At 68.3% G+C, this 15,839-nt stretch carries 14 protein-coding genes and 1 pseudogene; 4 read left to right on the forward strand and 11 right to left on the reverse strand.

Annotation, left to right across the window (positions count from 1 at the left end; all coding sequences use genetic code 11):
* From EXE46_RS16880 to EXE46_RS14985, 6 genes and pseudogenes are all read right to left on the reverse strand, one after another.
* Window positions 1-108 (reverse strand): transposase (locus EXE46_RS16880; protein WP_137687312.1); only part of this gene is annotated, 108 nt, incomplete at its 3' end.
* A 674-nt stretch (window positions 109-782) separates the two neighbouring features.
* Window positions 783-974, reverse strand: a pseudogene (locus EXE46_RS17755) (ATP-binding cassette domain-containing protein); the annotation flags it as partial.
* 242 nt (window positions 975-1,216) lie between these two features.
* Complete coding sequence (locus EXE46_RS14970) at window positions 1,217-3,556, reverse strand: glycosyltransferase family 39 protein (protein ID WP_137689159.1); 2,340 nt, start codon at window positions 3,554-3,556, stop codon at window positions 1,217-1,219.
* Between the two features lie 30 nt (window positions 3,557-3,586).
* Window positions 3,587-4,744 (reverse strand): extracellular solute-binding protein, encoded by a 1,158-nt coding sequence (locus tag EXE46_RS14975; protein WP_137689160.1) that lies wholly within the window; start codon window positions 4,742-4,744, stop codon window positions 3,587-3,589.
* A 39-nt stretch (window positions 4,745-4,783) separates the two neighbouring features.
* Window positions 4,784-5,965, reverse strand: a complete 1,182-nt coding sequence (locus EXE46_RS14980) for an alpha-1 4-glucan-protein synthase (protein WP_137689161.1) — start codon at window positions 5,963-5,965, stop codon at window positions 4,784-4,786.
* Window positions 5,966-5,995: 30 nt separating this feature from the next.
* Window positions 5,996-7,126, reverse strand: coding sequence for a lysylphosphatidylglycerol synthase transmembrane domain-containing protein (locus EXE46_RS14985; RefSeq protein WP_137689162.1), 1,131 nt, complete (start codon window positions 7,124-7,126; stop codon window positions 5,996-5,998).
* Between the two features lie 105 nt (window positions 7,127-7,231).
* Between EXE46_RS14985 and EXE46_RS14990 the strand changes: the two genes are divergently transcribed.
* Both EXE46_RS14990 and EXE46_RS14995 read left to right on the forward strand, forming a co-directional pair.
* Entirely contained in the window at window positions 7,232-7,534 is a 303-nt protein-coding gene (locus EXE46_RS14990; RefSeq protein ID WP_137689163.1) for a hypothetical protein, read from the forward strand.
* Between the two features lie 69 nt (window positions 7,535-7,603).
* Window positions 7,604-8,164, forward strand: a complete 561-nt coding sequence (locus tag EXE46_RS14995) for a rhomboid family intramembrane serine protease (RefSeq protein WP_137689164.1) — start codon at window positions 7,604-7,606, stop codon at window positions 8,162-8,164.
* 81 nt (window positions 8,165-8,245) lie between these two features.
* Here EXE46_RS14995 and rpsJ read toward each other — a convergent pair whose 3' ends face one another.
* The 4 genes from rpsJ to EXE46_RS15015 all read right to left on the reverse strand — a co-directional run bounded on the left by rpsJ (window position 8,246) and on the right by EXE46_RS15015 (window position 11,641).
* Window positions 8,246-8,554: a 30S ribosomal protein S10 gene (gene rpsJ, locus EXE46_RS15000; protein WP_004048854.1), complete on the reverse strand. Its 309-nt coding sequence runs from the start codon at window positions 8,552-8,554 to the stop codon at window positions 8,246-8,248.
* A gap of 3 nt (window positions 8,555-8,557) precedes the next feature.
* Window positions 8,558-9,823, reverse strand: coding sequence for a translation elongation factor EF-1 subunit alpha (gene tuf, locus EXE46_RS15005; protein ID WP_137689165.1), 1,266 nt, complete (start codon window positions 9,821-9,823; stop codon window positions 8,558-8,560).
* A 196-nt stretch (window positions 9,824-10,019) separates the two neighbouring features.
* Entirely contained in the window at window positions 10,020-11,018 is a 999-nt protein-coding gene (locus EXE46_RS15010) for a homoserine dehydrogenase (RefSeq protein WP_137689166.1), read from the reverse strand.
* Window positions 11,015-11,641, reverse strand: coding sequence for an amino acid-binding protein (locus EXE46_RS15015; RefSeq protein ID WP_137689167.1), 627 nt, complete (start codon window positions 11,639-11,641; stop codon window positions 11,015-11,017). The genes EXE46_RS15010 and EXE46_RS15015 overlap by 4 nt, the downstream gene beginning before the upstream one ends.
* A gap of 379 nt (window positions 11,642-12,020) precedes the next feature.
* Between EXE46_RS15015 and EXE46_RS15020 the strand changes: the two genes are divergently transcribed.
* On the forward strand, window positions 12,021-12,512 hold the full coding sequence (locus tag EXE46_RS15020; RefSeq protein WP_137689168.1) for a DUF3592 domain-containing protein: 492 nt from the start codon (window positions 12,021-12,023) through the stop codon (window positions 12,510-12,512).
* A 79-nt stretch (window positions 12,513-12,591) separates the two neighbouring features.
* Here EXE46_RS15020 and EXE46_RS15025 read toward each other — a convergent pair whose 3' ends face one another.
* Window positions 12,592-14,781, reverse strand: a complete 2,190-nt coding sequence (locus EXE46_RS15025) for an elongation factor EF-2 (protein ID WP_137689169.1) — start codon at window positions 14,779-14,781, stop codon at window positions 12,592-12,594.
* A 175-nt stretch (window positions 14,782-14,956) separates the two neighbouring features.
* Here EXE46_RS15025 and EXE46_RS15030 point away from each other — a divergent pair, with 175 nt between their 5' ends.
* A complete protein-coding gene (locus tag EXE46_RS15030; RefSeq protein ID WP_137689170.1) occupies window positions 14,957-15,601 on the forward strand; it encodes a bifunctional 4-hydroxy-2-oxoglutarate aldolase/2-dehydro-3-deoxy-phosphogluconate aldolase in 645 nt (214 codons plus the stop codon).
* Window positions 15,602-15,839: the final 238 nt, after the last annotated feature.

Raw genomic sequence — 15,839 nt, forward strand, 5'->3', positions numbered from 1 at the left:
CACAGATTCGCCACGGCAGCGCGGGCAATAGACGCCGTCGCGCCAGCGAACCTGTTCCAGCAGGTTCGCGGCGCGACGCTCCGAGACGAACGTCTTGATAGGGAACATCGTTCGTCGGGTGACGCGGTCGCGTCACCCTTGCCTGCTGTGACTTCCAGCTCCTGCTGAGAACTGACCAACAATCCTCTACCCAAGAGCGAAAAATAACGCGACAGCATCTTTTTCCCAGAGCTAAGGTCATGAAATTTAACAACAGTTCCATCGTTGTTCTCAAATTTCATTTCATATTCGTGATCATCCGTTTTTTCTATTTCTTTTAGTTCTATTCCGGGTAATACCTCTTCAATAGCCTCCTGAAGTGGTGATAGCCATTCCAAAAGATCAGGATCATCAACTTCTCCGTCTCCTTCAAAAAATTCGCTTGTGATATGCTTTTCAATATTAGAATGGATCTGTGCCAGTCGCCTCCTTACCTCATAATAAGGTAATTCGTCTAGCATCCCTTTTTCAGCGTCAAATATATTTGAACGAAAGTTACCTTGTCCTTTATTTAGCCAGTATTGAGTAGCGCTCCGAGATAATCTAGATAACGAATATAAAAATTTTGTACTATAGGTAGGCATACCGATTAGATCCCTTTCCCGAATTGGAATATTGTTGCTCATACCTCTGTGCGGACCTACAAACGCAACATTTGTATCGTCAGGCAAAGATTCCTCCTCTTCAAATGCCTTTTTTATTTCTTCTATCTCACTTTTCGAAATATCAGCGTCCTCAAATACACTCTCCAATTCACCGGATTCAACCAAACGGGATGTGGCAAAATGATCTTGATAATCCCTAGCAATACTGTCAAGAAGTGTAGACTTCCCAACTCCATTGGGCCCTGCTAATACCATCAGGTCAGGTACGTTCTCACATTCTACCCTCTTGAGCGGCCCAATATCATCATACGCAAAGTCCGGAAGAGCCATGTGAATCTATTCGATTGAGTGATACAAATTTCTTGGGTGCCGTTATATATGTAGCTGCCCGGGACTCATTCGTGATGAGAATATGCTGATTTCGAGTCTACGCTGTACAGATTATTCCTGAAATACTATATTTGGGACCATATCAGGCGTGAGAAGATGTAGCACCCATATCCTATGAATAATAATAAAATATATTATATTTTGATTGTTTCAATTTACCCGCTGTTTTATAAATAGTAGTCTCATTCGCCGCTCGCGTCAGCCTCCGTCTCGAAGACGACCCACTCCGAGTGCTCGTCGGGGTCGTCGGGGAGGTAGGTCCCCTCGTTGCCGCACGCCGTGACGAGGCGGCAGGTCGAGCGCTCGGGCGGCCAGACCGCCTCGACGCGCGCACCGTCGGCACCCGCCTCACCCCCCTCCGTCACTCGGACCGTCACCTCCTGCCGGTAGGTGAACGTCGCGCCCGTCGGGTCGACGAGCGTCACGGTCACGGCGACCACGTCGCCCTCGGGGTCGAACGGGACCGGCTCGCCCGCCTCGGGGTCGCCCGCGGCCGCCGCGCCGGGGAGCCGGACCCCCTCGGGCGTCACGGCCCAGTCGACAGCGATCGATTCGTTCGGGGCCGTCACGGTGTAAGAGGCGTGGTCCGGACCGCCCGGCGCGCCACGGCGCGGGTCGACCCTGACCTGCGCGCGGGCGACGCGGTCGGGCACGCCGACGGTCGTCTCGGCGTCGATCCGGGCGCCCGACCGTCGGTCGAGCGCCTCCAGCTTCGGCGTGACCCGGGCCTCCGGGTCCGCCGTCCAGACGCCCTGATAGCCGTAGCGGTACAGCGTCCGGTCCGGGTAGGCGTCGAGCACCGCGAAGTTCTCGACCGGGTCGCGGTCGAGCGCGTACACGACCTCGCCGTCGAGCCCCGGCCCGTTCCGCAGGTACTGGAACGGGTGGTTCTGCCACTCGCCGTACGGCGTCGGGACGAACACGAGCCCGTCCTCGAAGGTCGCCTCGTCGATGGGGGCGTAGGCGGCCTCGTGTTTCGCGTCGACGGCGGCGTTACGCTCGATCGGGTCCGCGGCCGCGTCGACGGCGGCGACGCCCGCGCCGGCGACCGCGACGGCGACGACGACCGCGAGCGCGACCCGGGCGGCCGCCGACGAGACGCCGCGATCGACCAGTCGCTCCCGGGCGGCGGACAGCGCGCGGGCGCCGGCGGCGACCCCTACCCCCCCGAAGACGGACAGCGGGACGAGCAGGTCGAAGTGGTAGAACGGGCCGAACAGCGACGCGAGCCCGTCGGTCGGGTCCGAGAGGTCGGCGAGCGCGTTGTGGGTCCCCCAGAAGTAGAGGTTCCCGACGACGACCGAGACCGCGACGCCGACGAGCAGCAGCGCCGCCGTCCGCCGGAAGGCGGGCGACCCCGCGGGGCGGGCCCCCGCGCCCCCGTCGACCGCCGGCGACCGGGTCGCCGTCGCGCCGTCGAGGAGGCCCCGAGGATCGCCGCGCGCGCGCCAGCCCCACAGCGCGACCGCCGCGCCGACGAGCGCCGCGACCGTGCCGAGCGGCCCGGCGGCGACCCACCGAGTCGCGATCTCCTGGAGCGCGTACCGGTTCGACTCCAGCGCCAGCCCGAGCGTGTACTCGACCGAGTGGCCGAGGATGCGCCGCTCGCCGAAGCCGGGACCGTCCATCGGGGCGAACGCCTGGTACGGGAAGACGAGCGGCGAGCCCGTTATCCGGACGTTGTACGCGAGCGTGACGCCGACGAACAGGGTACCGAACAACGCCGTCAGCCCGTGTCGGCGGACCGGGTCCGGGAGTCCGCGGACGCCGGCGGCCGCGAGCGCGCGAAGCAGCGGTGTCTCCGCGTCGTCACCGAACCGCCGCGTCGCCGCGACCACCCGCCACAGGGCGTGGAGGATGAACGGGGCGGCGAACAGCACCGCGGTGTACGGCCGCGCGAAGAAGGCGATCCCGATCGCGACGCCGGCGACGCCGGCAGCCGCGAGCGACCGGTCCCGGACGCTCCGGAGGTACGCGACCGCGAAGATCAGGTTGAAGAACGTCGTCGGGGCGTACGGGAGGAACGCCGACGAGGTCGCGACCGCCATCGGCGACGCGGCGAACAGGACGGCCGCGGCGAGGCCGACCCGACGGCCGAACGCCTGCGACCCGAGGAGGTAGACGAGCGCGGCGTTGCCGGCGGCGACCGCGGCGAGCGTGACGCGCGGCTCGCCGAACAGCGCCATCGAGACCGCGAACGTCGCCGCCGGGACCGGGTTGTACTTCGGGTAGAGCCGCCCCCCGTCCTCGACGAAGAACCACGGGTGGACGGCGTCGGCGAGCGGCCCGGCGTGGAACTCCAGCTGCCCGCCCAACAGCAGCGCGGCCTGCGTGAGGTAGACGCCCTCGTCGTGGTTCGCGGAGTGATGCGAGAAGACGGTGGCCGCGATCGCGAACGTCAGGACCCCGGCCGCGACGGCGACCAGCGCGGCCGCGACCGTCACGCGGTCGGCGCGATCGAGCCGCTGCCGGAGACGGGCCGCGAGTCGACGGGGACGGAGGGACGGTGGGAGAACGGACACGATCTGTGGTGGTCAGCGGGGTGCCGCGCCTCAGATCTGGACGCCGGCGTCGCGCATGAGGTCGATCGTCGGTTCGAGGTTCGACAGCTCAGAGAGGTCGATGTCCGGGACGTCGAGCTCGTCGATCGTCGGGAGGTCGCCGATCGGCTCGACCTCGGGGATCAGCGGGTACTCGAAGGTGGAGCGCGCGAAGTAGTCCTGCGCCTCCGACGAGAGCAGGTGCCGGACGAAGTTGGCGGCGAGGTCGGCGTCCGCGGCGGTGTCGACGACCGCGGCGCCCGCGACGTTGAACACCGCGCCGGCGTCGCCCTGCGTGAACGCGGTGGCGATCGGGGCCTCCGGGTTCCCGTCGAGGACGCGCTGGATGTAGTAGTGGTTCGTGAACGCGGCGTCGATCTCCCCGTCGGCGATCTCCTGACAGGTCCGGAACTCGTCGGGGTAGGTCGCGGCGCCGCGCCCGACCATCGCCTCCAGCCACTCGCGGGTGGCCTCCTCGCCCTCCAAGAGCCGCATCGCGGTGATAAAGGCCTGCGCGGAGCCGTACGACGGCGCCCAGCCGAGGTCCCCCTCGAACTCCTCGGGGTACGCCATGATGTCGTCCGGGAGGTCCGACTCGGAGAACTCGTTCGTGTTGTACGGGACCGTCCGGGCGCGCCCGGAGGTGCCGACCCACTGCTCGGTGCGGAACTCCTCGCGGACCTTCCCGGCCACGTCGTCGGGGAGCGCCTGCGTGCGCCCGGCGTCGGCGAGCGCGCCGAGCGAGCCGGCGTTCACCGAGTAGAACACGTCAGCGGGCGACCCCTCGCCCTCGTTGATGATCGCGTTCACGTGGTCGGTCGAGCTGTTGTACCGCACGGTCAGGTCGAAGTCGTCGTACAGGTCGTCGATGTAACTGACGAGCTCGCCGACGAGGAACTCGCCGCGACCGGAGTAGACGGTGAGCTCGCCCTCCAGCGCCGGCATCTCCGCCATCGGCGTCCCGCCCGGGGCGTCGCGGCCCGCGCGGCCGGACCCGATCTGGCCGATCGCCGACTCCCCGTCGCCGCCGTCTGCGTCGTTCCCGTCGCTCTCGTCGCCGCTCCCGTTACAGCCGGCGATCCCCGCCGCGCCGACTGCGCCGGCGGCCGCGAGGAACTTCCGTCGGCGGACGTCGCGTCCGTCCGTGGTCTCGGATTCGTGGTTCGTCATGTGTTTTAGGCTTGCCTAAATACTTTTAGTCGTGTCGGTTCAGTCGTCCGCCGGCGCCGGCGTTCGCCGGATCGCGTCGAGGCAGTCGAGCCAGTCGCGCATGTACTCGCCGCAGTGGTTGAGGAACGCGCCGTTGTTCCACTCGTCGAAGTCGCCCTCGGCGAGCGCGTCGGCCATCTCGGCGAACGCCTCGGCGTACGAGTCGGCGTCTTCGGCCGCCTCGTCTATCACCTCCCAGACGTGCTCGTTCAGCTCCAGCCCCGCCACCTCGTTCGCGAGGTCGTCGAACGTCGAGCGCGCGGCCTTGTTGTGTTCACAGAGCGGGTCGCCGTTGTAGATCCGCTTACCGAGTAGGTCGCAGGCGCGCTTCAAGAACAGGCCCGACCAGATGTCGTCGAACCGACCCACGTCCCACTCGTTGTCGTCCATCGGGAGCTGGTAGAACGCCGGGATCACCTCGCGGCGGAACGCGAGGTTCATCGAGCAGACGGTGAGGTAGTTGCCGCGCGCGGCGACGAAGTCGTCGCCGAAGTCCTCGGCGGTCGTCCGGGTCTGCGCCTGTCCCTCCAAGTCTCCGTCCATCAGGATGCGAACCGCGTCGAGGTCGGGGACGTTCGTCCACAGGCCCTGCGAGGCGACGACCGCGCCGGACTCGACCTCGACGGCGTCCGTCTCGACCGTCTCGTCCATCGCCGAGTAGGGGTAGCCGCGCGGGTAGAGCCCGTGCTCGTCGGCGTTGTCGTAGAGGACGTTCACCCAGTTCTCGTCGGAACTGACGCGCTCGATCTCGCCGCCGAACGCGAGGTTCTCCATGTGGCGCCCGAAGTAGTCGACGTCGTCGTGCGGAAGCGTGTCGTCGTCGATGAAGACGCCGTACTCGAAGGAGTCGTCGGCCCACATGTACAGCAGCCCGAAGCTCGTCTCGGCGTGGCTCGCGGCGGGCACGAGATGATCGTACTCCGCGACCCCGTTCGCCTCGTACCACTCCTCGCGACGAGTCCCGTCGAACACCTCGCCGGAGACGTCGAGGTCGTCGAGCATGGCGCGCATCTCGGCGACGTCACAGAAGTCCTCGGTGACCAAGACGAAGTGGAGCCGCGAGACGTCGAAGCCGTGGTCGCGGGCGTTCGCGACGTACTCGCGGAGACACTCGTACTCGCGGATCGTCGGGACGACGACGCAGATGTCGGCGTCGACCGCGTCGGGTGGGGTATCGACCATACGCAGTTATTTTTAGGCTGACCTAAAACATTAGCGGTCCGTCGTCGGCCGCGTCGCGGCCGCGTCCGGTTCCCGCTCCGACTCGGGCGCCCCCGTCACGGAGAGGTCGAACGCGGCCGCGACGAGACCGCCGCCCGCGAGCGTGACGGCGTTTTTCAGCGCGTGGTCGAGCGCCGCCGCGGCGAGCGCGGTCTCGGCCGGGATCGGCGTCGCGGCGACGACGATACCGGTGAACGCCGCCTCGTACAGCCCGATCCCGCCCTGCGAGAGCGGTAGCACCTTCGCGAGGTTCCCGGCCGAGACGGCGAGGGTGCCGACGACGAGCAGCGTCGCCGGGGCGACGCTCCCCCCGAAGCCGCCCACGAGCGCGGCGAGGACGAGGACCGCGGTGACGACGTCCGCCCCCCAGACGACGCCGCTCGCGAGCGACACCCGGACGAGCGCGCCCGCGTCCGCGGCCACGACCCGGACGGCGGCCCCGAACCGGACCGCGGCGTCGACGGCCCCGGACAGTCGAGAGTCGGCGGCGCGCTCGCGGAGCGTCGGACCGACTCGGCGGTCGCTCCGGGCGACGGCGACGGTAAGTGCCGAGCCGAGCGCGGCCGCGACGGCGATTCCCGCGGCGGCGGCGCCGGCCCGATCGAAGCCGGTGGGTACGACGGTTCGGCCGTCGACGAGGAGGACCGCGAGCGCGGCGCCGCCGAGGACGCCGAGCGCGACGAGGTCGAACGCGCGCTCGACCGCCAGCGACGCGACACCGGTCGGGTACGGCACCTCGCGGCGGTCGTGGAGCAAGTACGCGCGCACCCCGTCGCCGGCTCGCGCGGGGACGATCAGGTTCGCGGTCTGGCTCGCGAACACCGCCGCCGTGAGGAACGCCGTGCGGCACCGATGGCCCATCGGCGCGAGCACGTCGCCGTACCGGCGGCCGCGGACCGGCCACGAGGCGAGGTAGACGGCGAGCGCCGCGCCGAGCAGCGCCGGGTCCGCGGTGACCGCTGCCGAGACGACGCCCTCGATGTCGAGGGTGCGAACCAGTACCGCCCCGCCGACCGCCAAGACGAGGAGCGTCCCCGCGACCGCGAGCGATCCCCGAGGGAGTCTCTCGCCGATCCGGGAGAGTCGCTCTCGGAGCCGAGCGGCGGCGATGCGCGGGTTCATGTGTTCGTTTAGGCCGCCCTAAAGAACATAACGTTGGCGGTTCGCGGAGGCGAGCGGTCCGGTCCCGACGAAACGCGTTTGTGCGTGGGGATCGAAATACTACGCATGAACGCGAACGAAGCGGCCCCCGACTCCGCGACCGACGGCGTTCGGATGTGGCTCGTCGAGCGCACCTACTCCGACGACGAGCAGAACATGGTGATCCTCACGTACGCGACGCCCGACGGCGAGCGCTACTTCCGAAAGGAGCGCTCGCTCACCTCCTTCACCGACGTGCGCGACACCACAGCCGCCGTCGACGCGCCGCCGTCGAACGTCGGGACCGTCGACGACCCCGACGACCGCGAACGCTACGCCGCCGAGGCGACGCGGATGGCGAACGCACACGACCCCGACGACGTGATCTGAGCCGCGCGCGAGTCGGCGGGGTGTCCTCCCCGCACACCCTTTTCACCGGGCGTCCCCAACCCTCGCCCGATGCGCGCTACCCTCGAAACGCTCGGAATCACCCTCCTCGTCGGCGCCGCGCAGGCCGTCCTCAGCCTCGTCGGCCTCTTCGGACTCCTCGCGCTGTCGACGCCCGTCTCCGTCGCCCCGTGGACGCTCGTCACCAGCGTGTACGCACACGGCTCCGTCGGGCACCTGGTGGCGAACGCCCTCGCGCTGCTTCTCGTCGGCCCTCTCGTCGAGCGCCGGACGACCCGGCCGCGCTTCCACGCGTTCGTCGTTACCACCGGCGCGCTCGCGGGCGTCGCGCAGGTGACGCTCGGGAGCCTCCTCGGCCCGCCGTCCGCCGTGTTGGGGATCAGCGGCGCGGTGTTCGCGCTGGGCGGCTACCTGCTCGCCGGCAACGTCGTGAGCGAGACGCTGTTCGACCGGCTCCGCCTCTCGCCGCGGGTCCAACTGGCCCTGTTCGGGCTCGTCGCCGTCGCCCTCACCGCGACGACGGCCGCGCCGGGCGTCGCGCTGATCGCGCATGCCACCGGCGCGTTCTGCGGGCTCGTGGCCGGCCGGGCCGGCCTCCTCGACGCGCGGTAGCGGAGACGCCGAGACGAAGACGGCGCCGTCGCTGGACGCGGCAGAAAAAACGAAAGGGGTGAAAGAGAAACGCCCTAGCGCTCAGTCTTCGAGAACGATCTCGATGCTGACGTCGTTCGGCACTTGGACGCGCATCAGCTGACGGAGCGCGCGTTCGTCGGCGTCGATGTCGATCAGACGCTTGTGGACGCGCATCTCCCAGTGCTCCCACGTCGCCGTCCCCTCACCGTCCGGGGACTTGCGCGACGGGATCTCGAGCGTCTTCGTCGGCAGCGGGATCGGGCCCGACAGGGCGACTCCCGTCGAGTCCGCGATCTCGCGGACGTCGTCGCAGATGTCGTCGAGGTCCTCGGGGCTCGTGCCGGCGAGGCGGACGCGTGCCTGCTGCATCGATTATCGCTCGTTGACGCTGAGCACCTTGCCGGCCGCGATGGTCTGACCCATGTCGCGGATGGCGAAGCTGCCGAGCTCCGGGATCTCGCCGGACGGCTCGATGCTGAGCGGTTTCTGGGGGCGCACGGTGACGACCGCGGCGTCGCCGGACTTGATGAAGTCCGGGTTCTCCTCGGCGACCTCGCCCGAGGACGGGTCGATCTTCTGGTCGATCGACTCGATCGTACAGGCGACCTGCGCCGTGTGGGCGTGGAAGACCGGGGTGTAGCCGGCCGTGATGACCGACGGGTGCTGCATGACGACGACCTGCGCCTGGAACGTCTCGGCGACGCTCGGCGGGTCGTCGGCCGGGCCACAGACGTCGCCGCGGCGGATGTCGTCCTTGCCGATGCCGCGGACGTTGAACCCGACGTTGTCACCGGGCTCGGCCTTGGGCACCTCTTCGTGGTGCATCTCGACCGTCTTCACCTCGCCGCCCACGTCGGACGGCTGGAAGGAGACGTTGTCGCCGGTGTTGAGAATCCCGGTCTCGACGCGTCCCACGGGGACGGTCCCGATACCGGAGATGGTGTAGACGTCCTGGATCGGCAGGCGGAGCGGCGCGTCCGTCGGCGGCTCGGCCTCCGGCAGGTCGTTGAGCGACTCCAGCAGAGTCGGCCCGTCGTACCACGGCGTGTTCTCGGACTCCTCGGCGATGTTGTCGCCCTCGAACGCCGAGATCGGCACGAACGTGGTGTCGTCGGTCGCGAAGCGGACCTGGTTGAGCAGGTCCTCGACCTCGCCGATGACCTCCTTGTAGGAGGACTCCTGGTAGTCGACCAGGTCCATCTTGTTGACGCCGATGATGAGCTCGTTGATCCCGAGCGTGCGGGCCAGGAACACGTGCTCGCGGGTCTGGGGCGCGACGCCGTCGTCGGCCGCGACGACGAGCACCGCGTTGTCGGCCTGCGAGGCGCCCGTGATCATGTTCTTCACGAAGTCACGGTGGCCCGGACAGTCGACGATGGTGAAGTAGTACTCGTCGGTGTCGAACTCCTGGTGGGCGATGTCGATCGTGACGCCGCGCTCGCGCTCCTCGGCGAGGTTGTCCATCACGTAGGCGAACTCGAAGCCGCCCTTGCCCTTCTCTTCGGCTTCCTCGCGGTGCTGCTCGATTACGTGCTCGGGGACGCTCCCCGTCTCGAAGAGGAGGCGACCCACGAGCGTACTCTTGCCGTGGTCGACGTGGCCGATGATGGCCAGGTTCTGGTGCGGTTTGTCACTCATGGGGTAATCACGCGCTAAGGCGCTCTGTGAGTAAGTTTCGGTAGATTCCACTAAAACGGTTTCGATACGGGCCACAGAGCATCGCGCCGCAGTCCGGCGATTCTCGACAACGCGGGGCACGACAGAACGACACACGCGCCGGATCGCGGCGGTGCGAATCGACGACCGGAGCGGCCTCCGCCGGCCGAACCGCGGCCTACTCCAGCCGCCCGACGTCGCCGAGGACCGCGCTCGCGGTCTCGGGGCCGCCCGCGCCGCGCCCGGAGATGTTGAGCCGGCCGGCGTGGGTCGTCTCGATCTGGACGATGTTCTGGGTGCCGGAGACCGCGAGCGTCCCGTTCTCGGGGACGAGCCGGGGCGCGACGCGGACGGTCTCGCCGGTCGCCTCGCCGATCAGCCGCACCGTCCGCCCGTCCTCGGCCGCGAGCCGGAGCGCGGAGCCGGGCACGTCGCGGATGCCCTCGACGTCCGCGTCGTCGAGCGTGAACTCCCGGGCGTCGGCCGGGTCGTCGGCCGCGCCGAAGGATAGCACGTTCGCGAGGATGACGCACTTCAGCGCCGCGTCGGTGCCGTCCACGTCGAAGGAGGGGTCGGCCTCGGCGACGCCGAGGTCCTGCGCCTCCGCGAGCACGTGGTCGTAGTCGAGCCCCTCCGCGGCCATCCGCGTCAGGATGAAGTTCGCCGTCCCGTTGAGCACGCCCCGGACCGCCGTGACGTGGCCGGGCTCGATGTCCTCGACGGTCGAGACCGCCGGGATCGCGCCGCCGACGGTCGCCTCGAACCGGATCGCTCCCTCGCTGTCGTCGACGGCCGCCCGCAGGTCGCCGAACCGCTCCGCGACCGGCCCCTTGTTCGCGAGGACGGCGTGGCGGTCGCGCTCCAGTGCGGTCGTCACGTGCGAGAAGCCGGGCTCCGCGTCGTCGAGCGTCGTCGGCGTCGCCTCGACGAGGACGTCGTAGTCGGCCGCCAGCGCGTCGGCCGGGTCGTCGTCGCCGACGATCCCGCGTTCCGCCTTCCGAGCGACGACCGCGTCGGGGTCGACGCCGACCGCGTCGCCTCCGCCGGGGGCGCCCGCCCCGTCCGCGACGACCGCGCTCGACGAGTCCGCGACCGCGACGACCTCGTGGCCGTACTCGCCGGCCAGCTCGACGACGGAGCGCCCGACCGCGCCCGCGCCGATGACGGCGAGTCTCACGCGTCCACCCCCGCGAGCGGCTCGACGACGCGAAGTCCCTTGTCGGCGGCGAGGTCGCGGACCGTCGCGAGCGCCGCGTCCGTCTCGCCGGCGCGCGCCTCGAGCCGGAGCCGCGCGCTCGACACCTCCTCGGTGCCCTGCGGGGCCGCGAGCGACACGTCGGCGACCGACGCCGACTCGCAGGCCTCGATCCGCGAGAGCGTGTCGGAGAGGTCGGTGTCGATGAGATGACCGAACAGGAGGATGGTCACCTCCTCCGCGTACCGCTCCGTGCCCGCCTGCATCACGTTCACGCCCTCGCTGCGGAGCGCGTCGACGATCTCCTCGAACCGCTCGGAAGTCGCCTCGAAGTCGACTTCCACGGGGATCCGGCCGCGGGGCGTCTTGTTCCCGCGCTCGTGGTAGATCGACAGGAGGTTCCCGCCGTTGTCGGCGATCGGATGGAGCGCGGCGAGCAGCTGGCCGGGCTCGTCGACCAGCTCCAGTCGCACCGTGTGCGTCGAGGGGGCCGCGGCCGCGTGCCCGCCGTCCGGGGAGGGGTCGGCGTCCGTACCCGCGCTTCCGTCGGCCGCGTCCTCGGCGGCGAGCGCGTCCTCCGGCGTCCCGTCGCGACGGTCGCTCACGCCGCCACCTCCGCCGTGCTGGACGCGGCTCGGTCGGGAGCGCGTGTTCGCGGACACGTTCCTGTTCCCGGCGTGGAGCGGTCGCTCGGTGGCTCCGTCGCGGTGCGCCGGGGGGGAGACGTGCCCGTCTGCATACCCGAACGGAGTCGGACGATCCGGTATAAGCCTTCGGCGCTGGCAGGCGTTGCCTCTCCGCCGCGGGTGCCAACGCACCGCACGGATCCGGCGGGTCGACGCCCCGCAGAACTATGGGCGACCGCGTCCGAGAACCGGGCGTGTCTCACCCTCCACGCGGTTCGTCGAGCATCGCCCTGCGCCCGAACGCGTCGAATCGGAGTTCCGCAGATCGGACCCCCGCGAACCGAGGTGTGCCCGTCGAATGAGCGGCGGAATCTCGATCGACGGCCCGAAGACGCTCAAGGGTGCGGTCGTCATGCTGCTGATCGGTCTCGCGGTGACCGGCTACGGCGCGTACGACTACACCCAGCAGTCGGACGCGGTCGAGGACGCGATCACGGTCGACGCCACGATCACCGACCTCGACGTCGAGTCGACGTCGACCGGGAGCAGCGCCGGCGTGGACTACCGACCGACGGTGCGGTTCACCTACGAGTACGACGGGACGGAGTACGCGAGCACGAACGTGTTCCCGTCGGCGATCACGTCGAACTACGACACCGAGTCGGCGGCCCGCGAGGTCGTCGCGGCGTACGCCGTCGGCGAGCCGGCCACCGCCTACGTCGACCCCGCCGATCCCGACGGGGCGTTCCTGAGGGAACAGACGTCGAACGCGCCGCTCTTCGCGGCTGCCCTCGGCCTGTGCTTCGTCCTCGTCGGCGGCGCGTCGACGGTTAGGCGGACCCTCGGCTGACGGTCGCGGCGCTGCCGGGAATCGAGTCCGAGGCGGGAGAAAAAACGAGGGACCGACTACCGCTGACCGAGTCGTCGACTCAGAAGTAGTCGATCGACTGCGGCAGTTCCAGCTTCATTCCCTTGCGCTCGCGGATCTCCATGATCTTCTCGCGCTGGAGGTTGTCGACGAGCACGCGGAAGCCCGCGTTCTCGGTGTTCCACGAGGCGCGGCCCTCGGTGGCCGAGCGGATGTCGGAGGAGAACCCGATCATCTCCTCGACGGGCGCGATGCCCTCGACGACCATGAGGTCGCCCTCCTGGTACATGTCGTCGACGCGGCCGCGGCGGCCCTGGATCTCGCCGGATGCGGCGCCCATGTGCTCCGAGGGAACGTCGATCCGGACGTCCTGAATCGGCTCCAGCAGACGGACCTCGCCGTCGATCAGCGCGCGGTGGACCGCGTCGCGGACCGCCGGGATGACCTGCGCCGGACCGCGGTGGATCGTGTCCTCGTGGAGCTTCGCGTCGTGGAGCCGGAACAGCGACCCCTGGACCGGCTCGGCGGCGAGCGGCCCGTCGTCGAGCGCTTCCTGAAGCCCCTCCAGTACGAGCTCCATCGTCTCGTTGAGGTGCTGAATCCCCTTCGTGTCGTCGATGAGGATGTTGGTCCGGTGGATGTCCTCGACGTTCTGCGAGGTGTCCTTGTCCATGCCGGCCTCCTGCAGCGCCTCGCGGCGCTCCAGTTCGGGCATGTCCATCGAGACCTCGCCGAGCTGGATCGCGTCGACGATATCCTGTTCGAGCGGCTCGACGGTGATGTAGAACTTGTTGTGCCGGTTCGGGGACTGTCCCTCGACCTCGCGGGACGCCTCCTGCGGCTGCTCGCGGAAGACGACGATCGGCTCACCGGTGATGACCGGGATACCCTGGTTGTCCTGAATCCGCTGGGTGATCACTTCGAGGTGGAGCTCGCCCTGCCCGCTGATGAGGTGCTCGCCCGTGTCCTCGTTGATCTCGATCTGGATCGTCGGGTCCTCCTTGGCGACCTGCTGGAGCGTCTCGATGAGCTTCGGCAGGTCGTCCATGTTCTGGGCCTCGACGGACTTCGTGATGACCGGCTCGGAGATGTGTTCGATCGACTCGAACGGCGTCATCTCGACGGAGGAGACGGTGGAGCCGGCGATCGCGTCGCGCAGACCGGTGACCGACGCGATGTTCCCCGCCGGAACGTGCTCCACTTCCTCGCGCTCGGACCCCATGAAGAGACCGACGCTCTGGATGCGGTTCTTGCCCGCGGTGCCGGAGACGTACAGCTCCTGGCCCTTCTCCAGCGTGCCGGAGAAGACGCGACCCGTCGCGATCTCGCCCGCGTGCGGGTCCATCGAGATGTCGGTGACCATGAAGACGACCTCGCCGTCCTCGTCGACCAGCTGCATCCCCTCGGCCAGCTCGGTGTCCGGGTCGCCGCGCCAGATGCGCGGGACGCGGCGGGGCTGCGCGTCGACCGGGTTCGGGAAGTGCTCGCAGACCATGTCGAGCACGACGTCCGACAGCGGCGTCCGCTCGTGGAGCTCCTGCCGCTTGTCGTTCTGTTCGAGCTCCATGATGTCGCCGAAGTCCATGCCCGTCCGCTGCATCGAGGGCATCGAGACGCCCCACTTGTACAGCGCGGAGCCGAACCCGACCGTGCCGTCCTCGACGGAGACGGTCCAGTCCTCGGGGATGTCGTCCATGTTCTCGGCCATGCCGCGGATGAGCTCGTTGACGTCGGCGATGACCGACATCAGGCGCTCCTGCATCTCTTGGGGCCCCTCCTGGAGCTCCGAGATGAGGCGGTCGACCTTGTTGATGAACAGCGTCGGCTTCACGCCCTCGCGGAGCGCCTGCCGGAGCACCGTCTCCGTCTGGGGCATCGCGCCCTCGACGGCGTCGACGACCACCAGCGCGCCGTCGACCGCGCGCATCGCGCGGGTGACGTCGCCCCCGAAGTCCACGTGGCCCGGGGTGTCGATGAGGTTGATGAGGTGGTTGGTGTCCTCGTACTCGTGGGTCATCGAGACGTTCGCCGCGTCGATGGTGATCCCGCGCTCCTGCTCGTCCTCCTTCGTGTCCATCGCGAGCTGCTCGCCCGCGGTGTCCTCGGAGATCATGCCGGCGCCCGCCAGCAGGTTGTCGGAGAGCGTCGTCTTGCCGTGGTCGACGTGGGCGGCGATGGCGATGTTCCGGATGTGCTCCGGGTTGTCCATCAGCCGCTCACATTCCTGAACGATCTTCTTGCGTCGGCCCATTATACCGACTGTTACCGAAAGGAGGGTCAAAAGGGTAGTGTTTCGTCGCGGCCGTTTCGCGGGGAGTTGCCCGCGATCCCCGCCGATTTCGTGTCGATCGGTGTCACGGAGCAGGCGCGGACGAGCGCTCGGAGCATCGGCGCGGTTTTAAGGGCAGACTCGGGAAACGTAGGGTATGAACGAGACGCTCTCGCGGCTCGACGACAGCGGCGTCGTCGCGGTGCTGCGCGGCGTACCGGCCGACCAGCTCATCGAGATCGCCGAGGCGCTGCGCGAGGGCGGGGTCACCGCCGTCGAGATCACCGCCGACACGCCCGGCGTCGCCGACCTCATCGACGAGGTGACGGGCTCTTTCGACGACGAGGTCGTCGTCGGTACCGGCACCGTCCTCGACAGCGAGACCGCCCGGACCACGCTGATGGCCGGCGCGGAGTTCGTCGTCTCGCCGAGCCTCCACGAGGACGTCATCGAGACGTGTAACCGCTACGGCGCCGTCAGCGCGCCCGGCGTGATGACGCCGACGGAGGCGGTCCGCGGCTACGAGGCCGGCGCCGACTTCGTGAAGGTGTTCCCCGCGAAGACCGTCGGCCCGGCCCACCTCGGCGCGATGAAGGGCCCGCTCGGTCAGATCCCGATGATGCCGACCGGCGGCGTCGGCCCCGATAACGCGGCGGAGTACATCGACGCGGGCGCGTTCGCGGTCGGCGCAGGGGGCGCGCTCGTCGACTACGACGCCGCCGAGCGCGGCGACTACGAGGTCATCACCGAGACCGCCCGGGAGTTCACGCGAGTGGTCGAGGAGGCGCGCGGCGACGACTGAGGCGACGGTCTCTTTATAGACAGAATAAGACGGCAGCAGCTGTGGCGCGCGCCTCCGAGCGGTCGCCTGCGGCGACCGCGAGGAGCGCCGCGCGAGGGAGCGGTGAGCGCTCGATAGTGATAGCCGAAAAATTTGTAATATTAGAGTGTAAGTACGAACTATGCCTGGACCGTCGAAAGATCACCTCGAACATCTGAGTGAAGAGGAACTCGATGAGGCGATCGATCAAGCTCAATCT

The organism is Halorubrum sp. GN11_10-6_MGM (genome assembly GCF_005435165.1).
GTDB lineage: Archaea > Halobacteriota > Halobacteria > Halobacteriales > Haloferacaceae > Halorubrum.